Raw genomic sequence first — 19,683 nt, forward strand, 5'->3', positions numbered from 1 at the left:
GTCGAGGTGGGTGGATAATCGACGTGCGGTCTGGGCAGACACCAACCAGTGCCCCTCCTCGCCGGTCGAAACGCGGATATCCAGCGACCGATCGACACCCGCGGTCAAAGCATACTTACCGGTCATCCGACTAGAGAGGACTAATGAGTAGCCAGGAAGGCCACGGGGAACAGAGTGACCGCCAGAAATACGAGTTCCGGAAGGTGATCGAGGAACTCGAGGACTATCACGGCACCGGCACCCAGCTGGTGACCATCTACGTCCCCGACGACACGCTGATCAGCGATGTCGTCGCTCACGTCACCCAGGAACACAGCGAGGCGAGCAACATCAAGTCCAAGGACACCCGGACGAACGTCCAGGACGCCCTCAAGTCCATCAAGGACCGACTCCGGTACTACGACACCAAGCCGCCCGAGAACGGCGTCGTGCTGTTCTCCGGTGCGATCGACGCCGGCGGCGGCCAGACGGAGATGATCACACGAGTACTGGAGAGCCCACCACAGCCCATCCAGTCCTTCAGATATCACTGCGACTCCGATTTCCTGCTCGAACCGCTCGAAGGCATGCTCGAGGACAAGGGCCTGTTCGGCCTGATCGTCCTCGACCGCCGGGAGGCAAACGTCGGCTGGCTCCGGGGCAAACGCGTCGAGCCCGTCAAGTCCGCCTCCTCGCTCGTCCCGGGCAAACAACGCAAAGGTGGCCAGTCCGCCCAGCGGTTCGCCCGCCTGCGCCTGGAGGCGATCGACAACTTCTATCAGGAGGTCGCCGGCATGGCAAACGATCTCTTTGTTCCCGAGCGCCACGACCTCGATGGTATCCTCGTGGGCGGTCCCTCACCTACCAAAGACGAGTTCCTCGACGGCGATTACCTCCATCACGAGATCGGGGACATGGTCTTAGGGAAGTTCGACGTCGCCTATACCGACGAATCGGGCCTGCACGATCTCGTCGACGCCGCCGAGGCGGTCCTGGCCGAACGCGAGATGCTCCAGGACAAGCAGGTCATGGAGCGCTTCTTCAAAGAACTCCACGACGGCGATCTCGCGACCTACGGCTTCGGCCAGACCCGACAGAACCTCATGATGGGGTCGGTCGAGCAACTCCTGATCAGCGAGGACCTCCGGCAGGACGCCGTCACCTACGAGTGTCCGAACGGCCACGAGGAACACGAACTCGTCGGCCGCAACGCGGAGACGCCGGAACACACCTGTACGACCTGTGGCGAGACCGTCGAGACTGGCGAACGCGAGGACGCCATCGAGCACCTGATCTCGATCGCCGAGCAGCGCGGCACCGAGACGATCTTCGTCTCGACGGACTTCGAGAAGGGCGAACAGCTGTTGACGGCCTTTGGCGGCATTGCAGGGATTCTGCGGTACTCGACGGGCATCTGATCGGTGCTGCTTTCGAGAGTGAGTCGTGGGAAAATGCCGCCCCGGCACGGGGAATGCCGACACGGCGTCGAGATAACGCCAGTGGGTTGGGGATCGGTTGTCAAATGGCGTCTCGGGCGTTCGGTGCGGACGCAGGGATCTGCCTCCGCAACGATGCGTAGTAACTCGAAGTAATTATGTACGATACCCAACTGATTGGGTATCGCTGATCAGAGCAACTGTTCGAGTTGGCGACGTCGGCCCTGAAGGTCGACCGACGGCTCGACGCCGTCGGCGATCGACAGCCGGTCGATCACGAGCAGCGGGTCGACGCCCGCGCGTTCGACGTTCACGAGCAGCGCCGAGATCTCCTGGCGATAGATTGCGAGCGAGGAGAGCAATCCCACGACGAGTGCCATCGGGATCGCGGCCTCGGACTCGGCGGGGAAGGCGTCGGCAATCTGCCGGAAGTCCGGTGACTCTTCTGGCGGGTCGGTGACCGGCCTGAGCTCCAGACAGCGGGGACAGATTGTCGCGCCGGGCTCGTCGCCAGGGAGGTACTCCCGCAAGTCGGCTGGAACGGCGAACGCGAGCATCCGGGTACCACACTCCGGACAGTCCATACCGAACGTACGCAGACCCCGGCCAAAAAGGTACGCCGTGGGGTGACCACGCCCGTCGTGGCAGGGCAGCCGGGACGGCCAGCCGTCGCCGGAGCACATTTGAGGCCGGGGTGTAAAGTGTTCACTATGGCCGAACGTCCGCTGAAGCAGCGATTCGTCCTCGACACGTCGGTATTCATCACCCCGGAGATCCGGGAGGACGACGAGGACATCGAAGAGGCCGTCGACCGCCTGCTCGACCTCGTCGCGGAGGCGAAACTCGAACACAACATCTCGTGTTACATGCCGCCCTCGATCAACGACGAACTCACGACGATGCTCAGAGATCGGGACGTCAGCGCCGAGACGATCGCCAAACTCGACACCTGGGTCATCACCAAGAGCCCGGCCCAGTACGAACTCATGATCCCGGCCGAGATCGTCTACGGCTTCATCGACGAGATGAGCGAGCGGGTCAATCGAGGCCTTCGGGTTTCGGAGAAAGCCGTCCGCAAGGCCGAACAGTCTCGCGACGACTCGGAAACGGACAACGAACACATGAGCGAGGTCGATCAGGTCATCTCGGATCTCCGGGACGAGTACCGCCGGGCACTCAGACAGGGCGTGCTCGACTCCAGGGAGGACTTCGACCTGCTGATCCTCGCTCGCGAACTCGAGGCGGGTGTCGTCACCGAAGACACCGGTATCATCAACTGGGCCGAGGACTTCGGCCTGCGGTATCTGCGGGGACGGTCGTTCCCCTCGCTGCTCGAGGAGTATTTAGCGGCTGGCGAACGCATCGACTGAGCGATCGTCTCGCAGGCGGGCGGTTCTCGATTTGGAATTTGACACTCTCGGTTTCGGTCGGCGTATTATTTGCGAAAGTCATAATACCCGGAGGCCAGTGGCTCCAGTACCGACTACGCCATGGGACGCCATCACGCTATGTATCGGCTGACATACACGAACGCAGTCGTACCGGGAGATCGACTACAGCGGAGATTGCCCAGCCAGTCATGATCGTGGGCGTACCGACAGCGTCCGGCGACGAAGCCCGAGTTGCAGTGGTCCCCGGGGTCGCCGAGGATCTCCTCGAGGACGGCCACGAAGTCCTCGTCGAGGCGGGGGCCGGCGAGACTGCCGGGTTCGACGACGACGCGTATCGCGAGGCAGGCTGTGACGTCCTCGACGACCGGGCGGCGGTGTTCGATCGCGCCGACGTCATCTTCGAGGTGGAGGCGTTGGGCGCAATCGAGGACGGGGACGCCGAGGTGTATCGCGAGGGCCAGACCGTCATCGGGTTGCTCGGCCCCTACGAGGTCGACGACGACGTGCTGGAGACGCTGGCCGAACGACAGGTTAGCGCGTTCGCGCTCGAACTCATCCCGCGGATCAGTCGCGCCCAGAGCATGGACGCGCTGTCGTCGATGGCCAACCTCGCGGGCTACAAGGCGACGGTGCTGGCCGCGAGCGAACTCGACAAACTCGTGCCGATGCAGATGACCGCGGCGGGAACCGTCCAGCCCGCCGACGTCTTCGTCATCGGCGCTGGCGTCGCCGGCCTCCAAGCGATCACCACCGCCGACCGACTCGGGGCGTCGGTCAGGGCCTACGACATCCGGCCCGAGGCCGCCGAGGAGATCGAGAGCGTCGGGGCCGACTTCGTCGAACTCGACGTCCACGCCGACGACGCCGCAGACGAGGAAGGCCACGCCCAGGAGATGGACGAGGAGTTCTACCGGAAACAGCGCGCCCAACTCGGCGAGGAGGTCGCCGAGGCCGACGTCGTCATCACGACGGCGGCGATCCCGGGCGGACCGGCCCCCCGGCTCGTGACCGAGGAGGCCGTCGCCGCGATGGACCACGGCTCGGTCATCGTCGACCTGGCAGCCGACGGCGGCGGCAACTGCGACGTCACCGAGGCCGACGAACGAGTCGAGTACGAAGGAGTCACCGTCTTCGGCCCGACGAACCTGCCGTCGACGCTGCCCCGGACGGCGAGCGACCTCTATGCGAACAACCTCCGGAACCTCTTCGACCTCCTGGTCGAGGAGGGCGACCTCGCGATCGACACCGACGACGAGATCGTCGACGCGACGCTGCTCACTCACGACGGGACGGTGCGCGCGCCACACGAAGACGACGGAGAGACGGACGGAGACGATGAGACAGACGCCGGCGAGGGAGCCACGGACGCGGACGAGGCGAACGGGGACGGAACGGCCGACGAGAACGGGGACGGAACGGCCGACGAGAACGGGGACGACACCGACGACGCTGCCGACCGAGGGGACGATGCCGAAACGAATGGAGACACACAGGACTCACCGACAGACGGAGGGAACGATGCGTAAGTCACCGCACGAGCGAGGAAGACGGCAGACAGGAGGTGAACGGCCGTGAGTCTCGTCACCAACCTCACGCTGTTCGTGCTCGCGGCCTTCCTGGGCTACGAGATCATCACCCAGATCCCGACGAATCTCCACACACCGTTGATGTCCGGCGCGAACGCCATTTCGGGCATTACGCTGCTCGGCTCCGTGCTGGTCGCCGGGTCTGGCGAGACCACGCTAGCGACCGTCCTCGGCTTTCTGGCGGTCGTGATGGCGACGATCAACGTCGTCGGCGGGTATCTCGTGAGTCACTTCATGCTCGCGGAGTTCAACCAGGGTGGTCGCTGAGATGGCCGACGGTGTGCTCGGGAGTCTCCCGCCGGCGGCGATCGAACTCGCGTACCTGGTCGCGGCGGTCTTCTTTATCCAGGGATTGCGGGACATGACCCACCCGCGGACCGCCGAGCGGGGGAACAAACTCTCCGCCGGCGGGATGTTCCTGGCTGTCCTCGCGACGGTGCTTTACTTCGAGATCCTCTCGCCGCTGCTGTTGGCAGCAGCACTCCTGATCGGCGGGTCGGTCGGGGTGTGGCTCGCGGTCAGCGTCGAGACGACCGAGATGCCCCAGCTCGTCGGCCTGTTCAACGGGTTCGGCGGGGGTGCCTCGGCAGTCGTCGCCGGGGCCGAACTGGTCGACACCGTCGATCCGGCGACCACTGCGTCCCTGTCGGTCGATCTCACCGTCTCGGCGGCGATCGCCGGCATCATCGGGTCGGCAACGCTGTTCGGCAGCCTGATCGCAGCCGGCAAACTCCACGGGCTGGTCGGCGACCCACCCGTCAGCGGGAAGGCCGGCCAGGCACTCCAGGGCGTCTTCCTCGTCGGGGCCGTCGTCGCCGGCGGGTTCCTGGTGGTCCAGACCGGCCCGCTGGGCGGCGACCCGCTGTCGGCGTGGGTGCCGTCCTACTGGGTGCTCGTCCTCGGGGCGTCGCTGTTCGGTATCGTCCTGGTGTACCCGATCGGCGGCGCGGACATGCCGGTCGTGATCGCGCTGTTGAACTCGATGTCCGGGCTCGCAGCCGCCACCACTGGGTTCGTCCTGAACAACACAGCGCTGATCGTCGCCGGGACCCTGGTCGGCGCGGCCGGGCTCATCCTCACGTTCATCATGTGTGAGTCGATGAACCGCCCGTTGCTCGACGTCCTCTTCGGGACGATGGGGAGCGGGGGCGACGAAGACGTCGAGGACATCTACGAGGGGTCGATTACCGAGACCTCGCCCGAAGAGGTCGAGATGCTGCTCGAAGTGGCCGAACGCGTCGTTATCGTGCCGGGCTATGGCATGGCCGTCGCCCAGGCCCAACACGCCGTCGCGGAACTCGCCGAACTTCTGACTGAAGACGGCGTCGACGTCGAGTTCGGCATTCACCCGGTCGCCGGTCGGATGCCGGGTCACATGAACGCGCTGCTGGCCGAGGCCGATGTCGACTACGAGCAGATGCGGGAACTCGAGGAGATCAACCCGAAATTCTCCCAGACCGACCTCGTGATCGTCACCGGGGCCAACGACGTGGTCAACCCCTCGGCCAACGAGGACGAGAACAGCCCGATCGCGGGCATGCCGGTGCTGGAAGTCTGGGACGCCGGGTCCGTCGTCGTCAACAAACGCAGCCTGAGTTCCGGCTTCGCTGGCATTCCGAATCCGCTGTTCGCCAAGGACAACACGAGCATGCTCTTTGGCGACGCCCAGCAGTCGATGCAGGAACTCGTCAGCGCGTACAAGGAAAACCGGTAGCGCGATCGTTTTCACTTACCGATCGATCCCGCCGGCGATCGTCGAGGCGACCCGGGCGTTCGTCCGGTGATCGATCGCTTTTGTTTCGAATATTTCACGTGCACTCGCGAGGGCCGACTCGTCGCGTTCGAACGCGAGTCCCGGATACTCGACGGCGGTCAGGACAAGCGCTTCGGGGGTTGCCGGCGCAAGTCCCCCGGGACCCTCAACAGGGTCGCCCCCGAGTAGCCGGTCGATCCGGTCGAGCCCGGCCGCCCCACTGGCGACGGCGTCGACCACCGTGACTGCCCGCCGGACGAACTGTCTGGGGAACCCATCTGCACGGAGCGTGACGACCAGAAAGTCGCTGTCCCGGTGGATGTCGCCCGAGAGGTCCCGAACAGTGCCTGTCTCGTCGGGCGTGAAGTTGTGAAAATCGTGCTCGCCGTCGAGGGCGTCGAGTGCCTCTGTCGCCCGCGACAGCGAAGCGTCCGGGGCGTGGAGGTGATAGGTGTACTCGCGGGCGACGGCGTGGTGGGTGGCGTGGAAGTCGGCGAACGCGTCGGCACTCGCCCACGCCCGGACGTCGGCCGGCAGTTCGCTGTTGAGTGCTGCCGGGGTCAGCCACTCCGGACAGTCGAAAGCGACGGTCTGGGCGAGTGCGGAGACGCCGGCGTCCGTCCGTCCAGCGGCGGCGTAGCCGGGCGGCACGTCGTCGGCATCTCCGAGGACGTCGAGTGCCCGAAGGGCGTCGAGGATCGCGTCCGAGACGGTCCCAACGTCGGGCTGGCGCTGGAAGCCGTGGAAGGGGCGACCGTCGTAGGCGATGCGAAAGGCCCGTCTCGAAACGTCGGTCACGTCCCGAATTCGACGGGACAGGGCTTCGGACTTTCGGCGGCGTTCCGGGACACTTTTCGACGTTGGATGTCGAACACACGACTATGAACCTCGGGTTCGACCTCGACGGCGTCCTCCTGAATTCGGCAGCCGACCTCGCCTGGCTCGACCGTGGACTCGACAACGCCCTGGCCGAACTCGACATCGAACCCACTGAGTCCAACCGACGAAAACTCTATCCGGACGCCCTGGCCGACCTCGAAGCCGTCGCCGCCGAGTTCGACGTCGAGCCGGACCGGCTGTGGGCGACACGAACGCGACACTACACCGAGTCGAAAGTCACGGCCATCCAATCCGGCGAACTCACGCCCTTCGCAGACCTCGACGCCATTGACCGACTGACCGACGAGACGCTCTTCTGCGTGAGTAACTCCCCCCAGGACGTCGTCGAGTCGTTCCTCGAAACCACGGGCTACGACGAGGGGTTCGACGTGGCCGTCGGTCGCGGGCAGTCACGGGAAGCGCTCGACCGTCTCAAGCCCGATCCGGCCATGTTCGACCCGGTCGCCGACGCGCTTGGGGACGGTGCGTACGTCTACGTCGGGGATCGCGACAGCGACCGCGAATTCGCGGCCCGGACCGGCATGGGCTACGTCCATCTCGATCGCCGCGAGCGGACGCTCGCCGAGGCGGTCGAGACAATCAAGGGCGGGACGTGGGAGCAACCGGCGAACGCGTCGATTGATCTGTCGCCGTCGTCGGAATCGAGGTGAACTGTTTTGTCGGAGGCAGGTATATCCCCAGGCAGTGACCGACACTGACCGGCCGAGAATCCAGTCGCGATCCCGCCGACTGCTCGCGTATCTGGGGCACAACCGCGATCAGTTGATCGTCGACGCAACCGTCTTGCTGACGTGGATCGTCGTCTCGGCGGCCGTGTTCCGCTGGCTGGCGCTCCCACAGTGGGCCCACTATCTCGTCCTGTTCGTCGGCATCGCCGTCTACGCGAAACTCACCCCGGCGTGGGAGCGACCGTATCGCAGCCTTGACTGAGAGTGCGGGCTGCTCACACCGGCAACGGTGTGTGCCGCAACAGTGGCAACACCGTCGCCACGACCCATAGCAAGACCCCGAGGCGGACGTGACTCACCTGCTCGGGATCGCAACGTTCCGTCCGCGAACTCCCGGCGGCGATCAACCCGAGCGCGACCGCCAGCGTGCCACGGTAGACGAGCATCGAGAGCGAGAGATGTGACACACCCAGATACGAGTAATCGAGTAGCACGGCGGCCACGAACCCGAGCGACGCGCCGGCAAAGGCCCGCGAACGGTCGAGCGGCCGGGCGAGCAGATACGTCACGACCGGGAGCCCGACGAAGAGAACAGGATAGAGCCCAAAGGCGATCATCTTCGGTGACGTCGCGAGCGCTCCCTCGAGTTGGATACCGAGCACTCGGACCGAGAGCGTCACCGCCACGATGCCGGCGGCGAGGACGAGCGTCCGCATGTCAGCTGTCGGAAGGCGCTCGCGAAGCTGCCGGGTTCCGGTCTGGAAGCGTCCGGACACGGCAAACAGGAGCGCAACCGGGAGGAGAGACCCCACCGTCACACCCAGCTCACGGAAGTCGACGACGGTCATCCACCGGTCGACGGGCGACTGGCCCCCCTCGGTGGGGATCCGCCGTATTTCGAGGTCGTCCGGTCCGGCGACGAATTCGCGTTCGAGATGGGACTGTGCTTTGTCGACGCTCGTGACGACGTGTCTGCCCATGAACCAGTCCCAGTGTTCGTGATGGGCCTGCATCGCCGTCCACTCGCCGTCACCGCCGGGAGCCGTGTACGCCCGAACGTGATGGCGACTTCCGAGGTAGGTCCCGTCGTGGACCTGGTAGTCGGCAGTGAGCCACGTCCCGTTGCCCGGCGTGCCCTCACTCACGTAGGCGTAGCGTTTCGAGCCGGTCGCGAGGTCCCACTGGACCGTCGGCCCGGTCGCCACTGCGGCAGTCGGGTCCGTGGCGACGTCACGCTCGTCGGGATCTGTCTCGTTCCAGGTACTCCGACTCCCGGCGAGCAACTGGCGTCGAACACCGGCGGGTTCACCGTAGACGATGGCGTTGATCGCGAGCGTGGCCCGATCGAAGGCATGACCCGTGCTCGTATATGACCACAGCTGTTGATTACTGTCTTCGAGCGAGAGATACGTCGGCTCGACCGTGGACTCGCCGACGGCTTCCGTCACGACGAGCGAGCCCACCGCCCCAGCCAGGAGCACGGCTCCCAGGACGAGCAGTGCCGTCGCCGGACGGAGTTCGACCGCCATCGACGCGTTCTATGGTATCGACACCCAAAGAAGTGTTCGTCAGCGAACGGCCACCAGCGGACGGTGCCAGATCAGGCGAGGTCGTCGTACGTCGGCCGGTCGCGGTCGCCGGGGAAATCATCGACGGGAACCTGCACCTGATCGCCGCTTCCCATATCCTTGACCGTGATCTCGTCGTTCTCGAGGTCGCGCTCGCCGACGATGACGGCCGTCTCGGCGTTGATCGAGTCGGCGTAGTCGAGTTGCCCGCCGAAGGAGCGCCCGGAGACGTCAGTCTCGACGACGTGACCCGCCTCGCGCAACTCGCGAGCGATCCGCGCGGCGACTGGGCGTGTGTCGCCGACTTGCAGGACGTAGTAGTCCGTCGTGAGTTCCTCTTCGGGCCAGACGCCCGCGCGCTGGAGGAGGAGGGGCAGCGTCGAGTTCATCACGCCCGGCGCGACGCCGACTGCCGGGGTCGGTTGCCCGCCGAAGCTCTCGATGAGGTCGTCGTAGCGGCCACCGCCGAAGACGGCCCGAGACACGTCGCTGACGGAGTCGAAACACTCGAAGACGACGCCCGTGTAGTAGTCGAGGCCGCGGGCGGTCTCCAGGGAGATCGTCGTGTACTGTCGGACGCCGAAGTCCTCGGCGGCGTCGAGGACCGCCTCGAGGTTCGTCACGGCGTCGGCCACGCGATCGGTGCCCGCGAAATCGGTTAGCTCGGCGAGGTCGTCAGTCGCGAGGAGTTCGTCAAAGCGCTGCGCCTGCTCGTAAGAGAGGCCGGACTCGGTCAGCAGATCGTAGTACTCGGCCTCTTCGATCTTCGCGCTCTTGTCGACGGCCCGGATCGCGGCGCGCTGGTCGACGTCGGCGTCGAAGGCCTCCAGGAGGCCGCCGAGGATGTCCCGGTGGGAGACACGGAAGTCGAAATCGTCGGCGTCCAGCCCGAGGTTCGTCAGCGTGTCGGCGGCAAAGGCCAGAATTTCGGCGTCAGCTTCGGGTTCCTCGCTGCCGAAGATGTCGACGTTGGTCTGGTAGAACTCCCGGAAGCGACCCTGCTGGGGTTCCTCGTAGCGCCAGAAGGGGCGGGTGGAGTACCACTTGATCGGCTTTGCCAGGGCCTGCTGTTTCTCGACGACCATCCGGGCGACGGTGGGCGTGAGTTCGGGCGTCAGCGCCACGTCGCGACCGCCCTGGTCCTCGAAGCTGTAGAGGTCCTCGGTGATCTCCTCGCCGCTCTTCTCGACGTACATCCGCGTCTCCTCGATAGCGGGCGTCGCGATCTCGCGGAACCCGTAGCGGGCGGCGGTGTCCTCGACCGTGTCGATGACCTCACGGTGGGCCGCCATCTCCGCGGGGTAGAAGTCCCGAAACCCTTTGATACCGTCGTACATACCCCTGCGTTCGGCCAGCGGGCGTTTGAACCCTTCCTTCCGGTCGCGTCGGAGAATAGTGTTCAGAAACGCATCGTTGCGTAAATTCGGCCTTCGTCACTCATCTGTCCCGCCTTCGTACTCACCGTGGAAGTCACCCTTGAACATTGGCTGGCCTTCGAATTCGGGGCGATCTTCGTCGTCTGCATCCCGCCCACGCACGACCGACTGGACGTGCTCGGGAAAAATTTCGTAAATTGCGTCCTCGCCGTACTCATCCGCCATCACGGCTCTGAGCTCGTGCTCGTAGTCGCCCTTCGCCAGTTGTTCACTCGGCCCCGTCTCGATCCGGAGCAACTCACCAGCCAGATCGTCGATCGTCTCTCGACCGTAGCCGGCGAGTGGCGCGACGTACTGGACGCCGTGGCGATCTTCGAGACTCTGGGCAACGGATCGCGACACCGTCGGCGCGCGGTCGTCCCGCCGGGTCCCGTCGCCGACGGCGTCGAACCCGGCCTCGGCGACCGCCTCCAGCGTGGCCTCGTGGACTTCCTGGATACCGTTTCGAGGATAGCCATCGTGGACCATCCGCTCGACCGCGGTCTCGACGACGGCGCGGTCGAGTTCGATCGTCTCGTGAGCGAATCCGATTCTCTCAGCGGCCGCGCGGGCGTTCTCGGCGGCGTCGGTCACGCCGAACGTGGCCGTCACGAGCGTGACATCAAAGAAGGGGTCGGCGAGCAACGCCGCGAGCGCGGAGTCCTTCCCGCCGCTGAACGAGAGGCCGAGTTCCATCTACCGGCGTTTGATGTTGAAGCTCTTGGAGTCGGGCGTCAGCTCCCGGAGGAGTTCTTCCATCTTCTCGTCGTCGATCTTTCCCTGGATCCGCCCACTCTGGGCGATGGCGACGAGTTGACTCTCGACCTGCTCGGCGACGTCCGGTTTCGACATCTTGAGCGTGTTGAGTCGCTTGCGAGCGTCGTCGGTCAGGTGCTGACGGAGGACGGCCTTCTTCTGGGCGTCGGCACGCTGCTGGGCGGCCTCGCGGGGGTTACCGCCTCCCTCTTCGCCGGCTTGCTCGCGGAGCTGCTCCATTTTCTTCTCGCGGAGCTGTTCGAGTTCGTCGTCGGATGGCTCGCCACTCATGGTTGTGGGTTGTTGTCGAGTCGGGGGGAAAACGATTTCGCTACTCGGCGGCTTGCGTGGTCACCACACCGGCAGTGCCGACTTACGCGTAGCGTTCGAGTTCCGGTCGGTCGAGGTCTTCGAGGACGTCCTCGGCCGTCGAGTCGAGCAAGGCCTGGCCCTCGGCGGTGATGCGTCGGCCCTCGCCCTCGGCGGTCGAGACGTAGCCGGCCTCCTCGAGTTGCTGGAGCGCCGTCCGGATGATGTTGCGGCTCCCGTCGGACTGGTGTTTCGGGCGGACCTGATAGCGGTTGGTCCCCTGCTTGGTCCCGCCGTAGGCGGTCGCGAGCGCCCCGACGCCGACCGGGCTGTCGACGGCGACCTTCCGGAGGAGACTCGCGGCGCGAGTCTCCCAGAAGTCCGCCTGTTCGGGGGCGAGTTCGCGTCCGGTTCCGGTCGTGGTGAAAGTGAGCCACTCCGGCGCTTCGATCGCACTGTCCTCCGCGAGTTGCTCGGCCACGGCCTCGATGAGGTCCTCGGCCGGAACGTCGTAGAGCGTCGTCATTGACGTATCCTTCCCCGTGACGTCATTTAAGCGCATCGTTGTCCGGAAGGGCGTCTGGGCCGCGTTCACATGCGCACTCGGACGTGCAGCGGTCACGAGGACCGATAGCGTTCACCCAGAATGGCTGCCGTACTGCCCCCGATGAGGAGGGTGAGCCAGTACGTCGAGAGTCGGTAGATGACGACGCCAGCGCCGGCGACCGACGCCGAGAGCCCCGTCGTCGAGACGACCAGCGCGATGAAGGCGGCCTCGATCCCGCCGAGCCCGCCAGGCAGGGGCGTAATCGCCGCGATCGAGGCGACCGGGACCACGACGAGCGTCGCGACGAACGGGACGACGTGACCGAGCGAGAAAAGCGACAGCCACAGCGCCGTCGACAGCGACAACCACCCCGCCGTCGAGTACAGCGAGGCGACCAACAGCGTTCGACGACTCCCCGCGACCCGGTCGATCGCCGTGAAAAAGCCCTCGATGCGGTCTTCGATGACGTTGCTGTCCGGCGGCTCGATGCGGGGAAGCACGAAACTGACGCGACGGATCACCGGCGTCAGGAGGCCGACGACCACGCGTTCGATCTCGTAGCGATAGCGCCACCCGAGCAGTGCCGCACCCAGAAACGCTGCCGCAAGCAGCCCGACGGCAGCCGCCGCAAAATAGAGATTCTGATCCAGGTTGACCGACTCGACGGCGAAAGTCCCCAGCCCGATCGTCGCGAGTCCGATCGAGGGCACGAAGTGGAGCGTATCGACGCTCGCGATCGCGGCGAGACCGGTCTCGTACTCGCTGTCGGCAGCCTCCGAGACGAGCAACGCCGCGACAGGCTCACCGCCGGCCTGGCCGAACGGCGTGATGGCGTTCGAAAAGACTGCCGAAGAGAACACCAGGATCGCCGTGTGGGCGGGGACCGGCGAGTCGAGGGCACCCAGAACCGTGTGCAGGGACATCCCCCAACAGGACAGCCAGACGAACGTCATCGTCACCACGGCGAGGACGATCGGCAGCCGAGCACGCGAGAGGTGGCCGAGCAGGGCGTCGATACCGACGACCCAGAACAGCAACCCGAGCACGACGAGCGCGCCGGCGAACCCGGCGACGGTCGTCTTTCGATCGCCGTCCATGCCTGGGACTCACGAGAGGGGTCGCTTTGAACCCACCGGAACCGGGTCAGGACCACTTCGACCGGACGTGCCAGCGACCCACCCGTCCCAGCCGATCGCCGGGCGTATTACGGCCGGGAGCGAACCCGACCTATGGACGAGCGGAGCGCACTGGGACTCATCGCCGACCGGCTCGAACCCGCGGGCGACGACGCGGCGATCGTCGACGGATTGGTCGTCACGATCGACATGCTCCACGAGTCGACTGACTTCCCCGTCGGCACGACCCGATACACGGCCGGGTGGCGCGCCGTCGGGGCGTCGCTGTCGGACGTCGCCGCGATGGGGGCAGAGCCGACGGCGGCGGTCGCGGTCTACGGCGCGCCGACGTTCGACGGCGCGGAGATCACGGCGTTCGTCGACGGCGCGCGCGACGTCTGTGCGGCGGTCGACGGGGCCTACGTCGGCGGCGACTTAGACGAACACGAGGAGTTCACTGTCGCGACCGCCGCAGTCGGTCGGACGGACGATCCCGTGCTGCGCTCGGGTGCATCCCCCGGAGATATCGTCTGCGTGACCGGAACACTCGGCCGGAGTGCGGCCGCGCTCGGGCTGTTCGAGACCGGCGAGTACGAACGGGCAAACGACCTCTTCCGGTTCGAGCCGCGGGTCGGTGCCGGGCGCGCACTCGCCCCGTACGCGAGCGCGATGATGGATTCGAGCGACGGGCTCGCGCGGTCGCTCCACCAGCTCGCCGAAGCGAGCGACGTGGGCTTTGCCGTCGAGTCGCCGCTGCCGATCGACGAGGCGCTCGAAGAGGTCACCGCTCCCGAGGAACGCCAGGAAGTGGCTGTCTCCTTCGGTGAGGACTTCGAACTCGTGTGTACGATCCCACCCGAAAACCTCGACGCCGCGCGCGAAGCCTCGCCGACACGACTCACATCGATCGGTCGAGTAACGGCCGACGGCGAAATCACGCTCGACGGGGAGCCACTCGCGGATCGAGGATTTACTCACGGCGAGTCGGCCTGAGAAACGACCCAGGGTATCGCACTCAGACGTAGCCCAGCGACTCCAAGCGCTCTTCGACGTCGCCGTCGTCTGTAGTCGCTGTTCGCGTCTCGCCGCCGTGAATCTCACGGCGCTCCTCGAAGGGGAGTTCGACCCAGGGGACGGCAGTGAGTTCTTCGTCGGCGATCCCGGGCGGGTGTCCGTAGATGTCGATCGGCAGCGCCGAGACGCGCTCGCCGAAGAGGTTGCCGTGGTCGCTGGTGACGACGGTCTTGCCCGTGAGTTCGCCGACGAGACGCTGTACTTCGGGGAGGGCGACCTGAAGATTCTCCTCGTAGGCGTCCCAGACCTGTGCTTCGTCGGCCACGCCGGCGTCGAGACGCTCCCAGGCGGAGGGGTAGGCCCGGTCTTCGCGGCCGTCGAGGAACGAGCCCTGCGCGGCGAGATCTTCGCCCGTCGAGCCGATGAAGGGGTAGTGGGGTTGCATGTAGTGGACGACGAGTCGTTTCTCGGGATAGGCCTCGGCGATCGCGAGTGCGCGGTCGGTCACCGTCTCGGGCAGGACCGTGTCAGTGGCGTCGTCCCAGCCGTCCGTCCAGACGTGTTCGACGTGGGCGAAGTCGCCGCCGTGGTTGGCCACCTGCGGGCTCGCGGTCACGTAGACGGTGTCGGGGTGATCGCCGGCGAAGTTCTTCGAGAGAAAGTCGCTGGTGTGACTCGCGTTCGAGTTGACGCGCTCGGCCGCCACGGGAAAGGGGTTGTTCGCTTCGAAGACGTCGTACCGGCAGGCGTCGAGGACGACGAGCGTGTCCCAATCGCGATCGGCGAAGGAGATCGGCTCGTAGTCCTGGCGGACGAACGGCCTGACGAGCCGGGCCTTGAGTTCGCGTTTGAGGACGCTCGCCGTCGAGAACTCGCTGGGGAGCCACCGGCGGAACCCGGCGAGCGGTTCGGGGAGAGAGACCACGGGTATCGGGAGAATCTACCGCATGCCGAGGAAAAAGCGTATCGCGTTCGAGCCAGGATCGGGGAGAGCCCCACGCAATCGGCCACTCACGCCATCACGATCTCGATCGGGACCGGCATGAAACACAGCGCACCGGCCAGGAAGGTGAGCCCGGCGAGCGCGAGACGCTTGTTGCCGATCGAGCCTTCCCGGAGCGGTGTCGCCGAGCCGGCCCGGACCATCACCAGCGCGATCACGCCCCAGATCCCCCAGAGGATCGTCGACTGGGTGTACTCCGTCAGGAAGTACAGCCCGCCCGCCATCGCGAAGAGGACGCCGGGGACCGCCGCGGCGACCGTCTCCTGGCGTCGCCCAAGCGCGGCCCGGAGGATGTGCCCGCCGTCGAGTTGGCCGACCGGGATCAGGTTGAGGAAGGTCACGAACATGCCGACCCATCCGCCGAAGACGACCGGGTTGACGGCTTTCGTCGGGTCGTCGTACGTGAGCGGTTGGCCGACCAGCTCGGCGAGCAGCGTGAGCAGGGGCGGGTCGTTGAACTGGATCGACGCGGCCCCCTCTGCCGGTTGGGCGGCCGCGGCTGGGACCGAAATGGGATCGAGATGGAGTCCGACCACCGTCACGACGATCGTCGCGGCGAGGCCGGCCAACGGGCCGGCGACACCGATGTCGAAGAGGGCTTTTCGGGACGGGATCTGCCCACGCATCCGGATGATCGCACCCATCGTCCCGATCGGCGGTGGAACGGGGATGAAGTACGGAAGGCTCGCGTCGACACCGTGGTAGCGACTCAACACGTAGTGACCGAGTTCGTGCGTGGCGAGGACGCCGAGCACGGCGGCGGTGAACGGCCAGGCTTCGAGGAGGTTCAGGGGATCGCCGGCGAGGTCGATGTGATACCACCACGTGCCCGCGTATAGCGTCGTGGCGACCGTGAGGACGAACATCACGAGGTTGCCCCACGGGATTCCGTCGATTCCGACCGACTCCGGTTGGGCGACCAGTGCGTAGGGCGCGGGGCCGCCGTCGCCGTGACGCCGCGTTACCTCGACGTCGTACCCTCGCTGGGCGAACAGGGGCGTGACCTCCTTCGAGAGGGTGCCCGGCGGGATCAGTGGCTCGCCGACGAATTGGATCTCTTCACCGTCGCGTTCGACGCGATAGACGTGAAAGACCGACGAAAGCGCTCCGACGCCGGGAGGATCGCTCGACAGCTCCTCGGGTGACATCTACGCGTCTCTGAAGGGTTGGCGACGTAAAACACCGACGCCCGCGGGCAGGGGACCAGGTGATCGCGGGTGTGAAGCGATCTCCGCGTCAGGCGGGCTCGACGCGCCAGGTGGTCGCGCTCGTATACGACCACTTCTCGACGTCGAGATCGGGGGCCGAATCGCTGAGTTTGACCATGATCGCGCCGATCTCCTTCGGCGAGAGGCCGACCTCGTCGGCGATGAACTTGCTCTTGAAGTACATCTCACCGTCGTCGGCTTTGCGCTTCAAGAACGCGCGTAGCCGCTGTTCCTTGCTGGCAGTCGACTCCTCGCGTTCCGGGGAGGGCGTTGCTTTGGTGCTCATGTGAACCACTTCGCTCATCTCTATCCCCTGGAGGGGCATATAAGGGAGCGAACATTCGAGTCACTTCGTGCCGTTTCAGCCGTTTTGGGAGTTAAATCCGATATTTCACGACGTTTTGAGAGGGGCTGAAATATTTTATAAATAGATCTTAGAGATTATTTCTGAGTTCAGAAAAAGAATATAATAACCGGCGAGACAGCCGCGAGTCGCCGTCCCAGACCGGAGTGAGTGCGTCAGACGCGGCCGATCGTCGGTCGCGCGACGAGACGCACGGAACGCGCTTGACAACCCTTAAGAGCCAATCGGGGTTACGCCGACCCAATGAAAGTCGTCGTCTCTATCGGCGGAAGCGTGCTCGCGCCGGATCTGGACGCGGATCGCGTCGCTGGCTACGCCGACGCACTTGCGGACCTCGAGGCAGCCGGCCACGAGGTCGGCGTCGTCACCGGTGGTGGAACCGTCGCCCGGGAGTACATCGAGGCAGCCCGGGCACTCGACGCCAACGAGATGGAACTCGACCACATGGGGATCGCGGTGACGCGGTTGAACGCCCGACTCCTGATCGCAGCGCTCGGCGAACTCGCCGCGCCCGAGCCCTCGGAAACCTACGAGGAAGGCCGAGAAGCACTCAGACGCGGCGATGTCCCAGTCCTGGGCGGGACCGTCGCCGGCCAGACGACCGACGCCGTCAGCGCCGCCTTCGCCGAGTACGTCAACGCGGACCTGCTGGTGTACGCCACGAGCGTCCCGGGCGTCTTCGACGCCGACCCAGACGTCGACGCCGACGCGAGCAAATTCGAGACGCTCTCCGTGGGCGAACTCGTCGACGTGATCGCCGGCATCGAGATGAACGCCGGGTCCAACGCGCCGGTCGACCTGCTCGCGGCGAAACTCATCGAACGCTCGGGCATCCGGGCGATCGTCCTCGACGGCAGCGATCCACAGCGAGTCCGCGATGCGGTCGAAGACGACGTCCACGACGGGACCGAGATCGTCCCGAACGGGCAGGCGTGAGGCGTATACGATGAGATACATCATATACACCCCGAACGTAGCGGTGACCCGGAGATGACCGACGACAATCCATACGCCACGATCGAGGACGGAACGGCGACGTTCTGGGCCGACGCCGTCGCCGACGCGATCGAGGCGCGCGACCCCGACGACCCGATCGTGATCAAGGGCGGCGTCTCGCCCTCTGGCGTGCCCCACATCGGTCATCTGAACGAGATCGTCCGTGGGTACGTCGTCGCCGAAGTGCTTCGCGAGCGCGGCCACGAGGTCCGGCAGGTGTTCACCAGCGACGACACGGACCGCCTCCGGAAGATCCCCCGACGGCTCGCCGATCTGGAGTGGAACGTCGTCGGGCTTGGTGAGGTCGACGCCGGAGCGCTCGGCCGGAACCTGGGCAAGCCATACACGTCGGTTCCCGATCCCTTCGGATGCTGTGACTCGTATGGCGCGCACTTCACGACCCTGCTGGCGGAAAGTGCGGAGCTACTCGACGTCCCGATCGAGGTCGTCTCGAACACCGAGCGCTACGCCGAGGGCGACTTCGAGGACCTGACGCGCCACGTGCTGGCAAACCAGGAGCGCGCACGCGAGGTTCTCGGCGAGTACCAGGCGAGCGTCGACGACGACTACGTCCCCTTCCAGGTCGAATGTGCGTCCTGTGGCATCCTGACCGACGGGATCACCGACGTCGATCCGGCCGACGGCACCGTTACCTACGAGTGTCGGGACGTCAATGTGGGCGAGGAGACCATCGAAGGGTGTGGCCACGAGGGCGAGGTGAGCCTCCGCGAAGGGAAGCTTCCCTGGCGCTTCGAGTGGCCGGCACAGTGGGCGGTTCTGGGCGTGGACTTCGAGCCCTTCGGCAAGGACCACGCCGAAGGATCCTGGCCCTCCGGCGTCGACGTCGCCCGAAACGTCTTCGAGGTCGAGCCCCCGGTGCCGATGGTCTACGAGTGGTTCACCCTCGACGGCGAGGCGCTGTCCTCGTCGTCGGGCAACATCGTCACCGCCGCCGAAGTGCTGGAGCTCGTTGATCCGGCCGTGCTCAGGTATTTCTTCACCAAGGACCCGCGCAAACAGCGGGACTTCTCCATCGCCCACCTCGACCAGCTCGTCGAGGAGTTCGACCGGCTCGAAGCCGTCTACTTCGGCAGGGAAGACGCCGACGAGCAAGAGCGCGAACGCGCCGAGCGCGTCTACCCGATCGCGGTCGACGAACCGCGCGAGGAGCGGATTCGCATCCCCTACACGTTCGCCGCAGTGCTCGGGATGACCGACGACCCCGATCTCCGCGAGGAGATCGCCCGCCGCGAGGGCCACATCCCCGATGACGCCCCGGAGTGGGCGGTCGAGGAGGCGCTCGGGCGGGTCGATCGCGCCCGCGCGTGGGCGCGACGGACGGACAACGCGTTCAACTACGACCTCAAACGCGAGGAGTTGCCGGACGTGGACTTCGACACCGGAACGGGGGCCGCCCTCGACGACCTCGCGGAGTTCGTCGCAGCCGGCAACGACGGCGAGGCGATCCAGGCAAAGATCTACGAACTCGCCGACGAATACGACCTCGAAGTGAGTGAGTTTTTCGCGGCTGGCTATCGATTGCTGTTCGGGCTCGAGGAAGGACCCAAGCTCGGGCCGTTCCTGGCGAAACTCGATCAGGCGTTCGTCGTGGATCGGCTGCGACGCGACCGATAACGGTCGGTTAGACGTATCGTCACACGGGTCAGGTTCGTGT

Annotated in this window: 21 protein-coding genes; 10 read left to right on the forward strand and 11 right to left on the reverse strand. The window is 65.7% G+C overall.

Going from position 1 to position 19,683, the window contains the following annotated elements; genetic code table 11:
- Window positions 1-143: 143 nt before the first annotated feature.
- The gene (prf1, locus tag HTIA_RS08245; protein ID WP_008527563.1) at window positions 144-1,397 is read left to right on the forward strand and encodes a peptide chain release factor aRF-1; all 1,254 of its coding nucleotides are present in this window, start codon (window positions 144-146) and stop codon (window positions 1,395-1,397) included.
- Window positions 1,398-1,606: 209 nt separating this feature from the next.
- Here the strand turns inward: prf1 and HTIA_RS08250 are convergent, their stop codons facing one another.
- Window positions 1,607-1,999, reverse strand: a complete 393-nt coding sequence (locus HTIA_RS08250; RefSeq protein ID WP_020936236.1) for a DUF6276 family protein — start codon at window positions 1,997-1,999, stop codon at window positions 1,607-1,609.
- Between the two features lie 126 nt (window positions 2,000-2,125).
- Here HTIA_RS08250 and HTIA_RS08255 point away from each other — a divergent pair, with 126 nt between their 5' ends.
- From HTIA_RS08255 to HTIA_RS08270, 4 genes are all read left to right on the forward strand, one after another.
- The gene (locus HTIA_RS08255; protein WP_008527561.1) at window positions 2,126-2,785 is read left to right on the forward strand and encodes an RNA ligase partner protein; all 660 of its coding nucleotides are present in this window, start codon (window positions 2,126-2,128) and stop codon (window positions 2,783-2,785) included.
- A gap of 209 nt (window positions 2,786-2,994) precedes the next feature.
- Window positions 2,995-4,332 carry a Re/Si-specific NAD(P)(+) transhydrogenase subunit alpha gene (locus tag HTIA_RS08260; protein WP_008527560.1) on the forward strand — a complete coding sequence of 446 codons (1,338 nt, stop codon included), beginning with the start codon at window positions 2,995-2,997 and terminating at the stop codon, window positions 4,330-4,332.
- Window positions 4,333-4,377: 45 nt separating this feature from the next.
- Window positions 4,378-4,659, forward strand: coding sequence for an NAD(P) transhydrogenase subunit alpha (locus HTIA_RS08265; RefSeq protein ID WP_008527559.1), 282 nt, complete (start codon window positions 4,378-4,380; stop codon window positions 4,657-4,659).
- A gap of 1 nt (window position 4,660) precedes the next feature.
- A complete protein-coding gene (locus HTIA_RS08270) occupies window positions 4,661-6,106 on the forward strand; it encodes an NAD(P)(+) transhydrogenase (Re/Si-specific) subunit beta (protein WP_020936238.1) in 1,446 nt (481 codons plus the stop codon).
- A 15-nt stretch (window positions 6,107-6,121) separates the two neighbouring features.
- Here HTIA_RS08270 and truA read toward each other — a convergent pair whose 3' ends face one another.
- On the reverse strand, window positions 6,122-6,943 hold the full coding sequence (gene truA, locus HTIA_RS08275; RefSeq protein WP_008527557.1) for a tRNA pseudouridine(38-40) synthase TruA: 822 nt from the start codon (window positions 6,941-6,943) through the stop codon (window positions 6,122-6,124).
- 83 nt (window positions 6,944-7,026) lie between these two features.
- On the opposite strand from truA, the gene HTIA_RS08280 reads away from it, so the two are divergent.
- Together HTIA_RS08280 and HTIA_RS08285 are read left to right on the forward strand one after the other, a co-directional pair.
- Window positions 7,027-7,695, forward strand: a complete 669-nt coding sequence (locus HTIA_RS08280; protein WP_008527556.1) for an HAD family hydrolase — start codon at window positions 7,027-7,029, stop codon at window positions 7,693-7,695.
- A gap of 34 nt (window positions 7,696-7,729) precedes the next feature.
- A complete protein-coding gene (locus tag HTIA_RS08285; protein ID WP_008527555.1) occupies window positions 7,730-7,975 on the forward strand; it encodes a hypothetical protein in 246 nt (81 codons plus the stop codon).
- Between the two features lie 13 nt (window positions 7,976-7,988).
- Here the strand turns inward: HTIA_RS08285 and HTIA_RS08290 are convergent, their stop codons facing one another.
- The 6 genes from HTIA_RS08290 to HTIA_RS08315 form a co-directional block, all read right to left on the reverse strand.
- A complete protein-coding gene (locus tag HTIA_RS08290) occupies window positions 7,989-9,242 on the reverse strand; it encodes a hypothetical protein (RefSeq protein ID WP_008527554.1) in 1,254 nt (417 codons plus the stop codon).
- Window positions 9,243-9,313: 71 nt separating this feature from the next.
- On the reverse strand, window positions 9,314-10,618 hold the full coding sequence (hisS, locus tag HTIA_RS08295; RefSeq protein WP_008527553.1) for a histidine--tRNA ligase: 1,305 nt from the start codon (window positions 10,616-10,618) through the stop codon (window positions 9,314-9,316).
- A gap of 96 nt (window positions 10,619-10,714) precedes the next feature.
- A complete protein-coding gene (locus HTIA_RS08300) occupies window positions 10,715-11,392 on the reverse strand; it encodes a DUF7411 family protein (protein ID WP_008527552.1) in 678 nt (225 codons plus the stop codon).
- Entirely contained in the window at window positions 11,393-11,743 is a 351-nt protein-coding gene (locus tag HTIA_RS08305) for a DNA-binding protein (protein WP_008527551.1), read from the reverse strand.
- 82 nt (window positions 11,744-11,825) lie between these two features.
- Window positions 11,826-12,287 (reverse strand): 30S ribosomal protein S19e, encoded by a 462-nt coding sequence (locus tag HTIA_RS08310; protein WP_008527550.1) that lies wholly within the window; start codon window positions 12,285-12,287, stop codon window positions 11,826-11,828.
- A gap of 92 nt (window positions 12,288-12,379) precedes the next feature.
- Window positions 12,380-13,405 carry a lysylphosphatidylglycerol synthase transmembrane domain-containing protein gene (locus HTIA_RS08315; RefSeq protein ID WP_008527549.1) on the reverse strand — a complete coding sequence of 342 codons (1,026 nt, stop codon included), beginning with the start codon at window positions 13,403-13,405 and terminating at the stop codon, window positions 12,380-12,382.
- Between the two features lie 132 nt (window positions 13,406-13,537).
- Here HTIA_RS08315 and thiL point away from each other — a divergent pair, with 132 nt between their 5' ends.
- The gene (gene thiL, locus HTIA_RS08320; RefSeq protein WP_008527548.1) at window positions 13,538-14,416 is read left to right on the forward strand and encodes a thiamine-phosphate kinase; all 879 of its coding nucleotides are present in this window, start codon (window positions 13,538-13,540) and stop codon (window positions 14,414-14,416) included.
- Window positions 14,417-14,438: 22 nt separating this feature from the next.
- Here thiL and HTIA_RS08325 read toward each other — a convergent pair whose 3' ends face one another.
- The 3 genes from HTIA_RS08325 to HTIA_RS08335 form a co-directional block, all read right to left on the reverse strand.
- Entirely contained in the window at window positions 14,439-15,362 is a 924-nt protein-coding gene (locus tag HTIA_RS08325; RefSeq protein ID WP_008525967.1) for a hypothetical protein, read from the reverse strand.
- Window positions 15,363-15,448: 86 nt separating this feature from the next.
- Window positions 15,449-16,588 (reverse strand): site-2 protease family protein, encoded by a 1,140-nt coding sequence (locus tag HTIA_RS08330; RefSeq protein ID WP_008525969.1) that lies wholly within the window; start codon window positions 16,586-16,588, stop codon window positions 15,449-15,451.
- Window positions 16,589-16,676: 88 nt separating this feature from the next.
- A complete protein-coding gene (locus HTIA_RS08335; RefSeq protein WP_008525970.1) occupies window positions 16,677-16,934 on the reverse strand; it encodes a DUF7123 family protein in 258 nt (85 codons plus the stop codon).
- A 321-nt stretch (window positions 16,935-17,255) separates the two neighbouring features.
- Here HTIA_RS08335 and pyrH point away from each other — a divergent pair, with 321 nt between their 5' ends.
- Together pyrH and lysS are read left to right on the forward strand one after the other, a co-directional pair.
- A complete protein-coding gene (gene pyrH, locus HTIA_RS08340) occupies window positions 17,256-17,948 on the forward strand; it encodes a UMP kinase (RefSeq protein WP_008525971.1) in 693 nt (230 codons plus the stop codon).
- A 54-nt stretch (window positions 17,949-18,002) separates the two neighbouring features.
- Window positions 18,003-19,643, forward strand: coding sequence for a lysine--tRNA ligase (gene lysS / locus HTIA_RS08345; protein WP_008525972.1), 1,641 nt, complete (start codon window positions 18,003-18,005; stop codon window positions 19,641-19,643).
- Window positions 19,644-19,683: the final 40 nt, after the last annotated feature.

Source organism: Halorhabdus tiamatea SARL4B (assembly GCF_000470655.1).
Lineage (GTDB): Archaea > Halobacteriota > Halobacteria > Halobacteriales > Haloarculaceae > Halorhabdus > Halorhabdus tiamatea.

Bases quoted from the DNA above. Each gene is read 5' to 3' on its own strand.
- prf1 (WP_008527563.1), top strand. From the start codon at position 144: ATGAGTAGCCAGGAAGGCCACGGGGAACAGAGTGACCGCCAGAAATAC.
- HTIA_RS08250 (WP_020936236.1), bottom strand. From the start codon at position 1,999: ATGGACTGTCCGGAGTGTGGTACCCGGATGCTCGCGTTCGCCGTTCCA.
- HTIA_RS08255 (WP_008527561.1), top strand. From the start codon at position 2,126: ATGGCCGAACGTCCGCTGAAGCAGCGATTCGTCCTCGACACGTCGGTA.
- HTIA_RS08260 (WP_008527560.1), top strand. From the start codon at position 2,995: ATGATCGTGGGCGTACCGACAGCGTCCGGCGACGAAGCCCGAGTTGCA.
- HTIA_RS08270 (WP_020936238.1), top strand. From the start codon at position 4,661: ATGGCCGACGGTGTGCTCGGGAGTCTCCCGCCGGCGGCGATCGAACTC.
- HTIA_RS08280 (WP_008527556.1), top strand. From the start codon at position 7,027: ATGAACCTCGGGTTCGACCTCGACGGCGTCCTCCTGAATTCGGCAGCC.
- HTIA_RS08290 (WP_008527554.1), bottom strand. From the start codon at position 9,242: ATGGCGGTCGAACTCCGTCCGGCGACGGCACTGCTCGTCCTGGGAGCC.
- hisS (WP_008527553.1), bottom strand. From the start codon at position 10,618: ATGTACGACGGTATCAAAGGGTTTCGGGACTTCTACCCCGCGGAGATG.
- HTIA_RS08300 (WP_008527552.1), bottom strand. From the start codon at position 11,392: ATGGAACTCGGCCTCTCGTTCAGCGGCGGGAAGGACTCCGCGCTCGCG.
- HTIA_RS08305 (WP_008527551.1), bottom strand. From the start codon at position 11,743: ATGAGTGGCGAGCCATCCGACGACGAACTCGAACAGCTCCGCGAGAAG.
- HTIA_RS08310 (WP_008527550.1), bottom strand. From the start codon at position 12,287: ATGACGACGCTCTACGACGTTCCGGCCGAGGACCTCATCGAGGCCGTG.
- HTIA_RS08315 (WP_008527549.1), bottom strand. From the start codon at position 13,405: ATGGACGGCGATCGAAAGACGACCGTCGCCGGGTTCGCCGGCGCGCTC.
- thiL (WP_008527548.1), top strand. From the start codon at position 13,538: ATGGACGAGCGGAGCGCACTGGGACTCATCGCCGACCGGCTCGAACCC.
- HTIA_RS08330 (WP_008525969.1), bottom strand. From the start codon at position 16,588: ATGTCACCCGAGGAGCTGTCGAGCGATCCTCCCGGCGTCGGAGCGCTT.
- HTIA_RS08335 (WP_008525970.1), bottom strand. From the start codon at position 16,934: ATGAGCACCAAAGCAACGCCCTCCCCGGAACGCGAGGAGTCGACTGCC.
- pyrH (WP_008525971.1), top strand. From the start codon at position 17,256: ATGAAAGTCGTCGTCTCTATCGGCGGAAGCGTGCTCGCGCCGGATCTG.
- lysS (WP_008525972.1), top strand. From the start codon at position 18,003: ATGACCGACGACAATCCATACGCCACGATCGAGGACGGAACGGCGACG.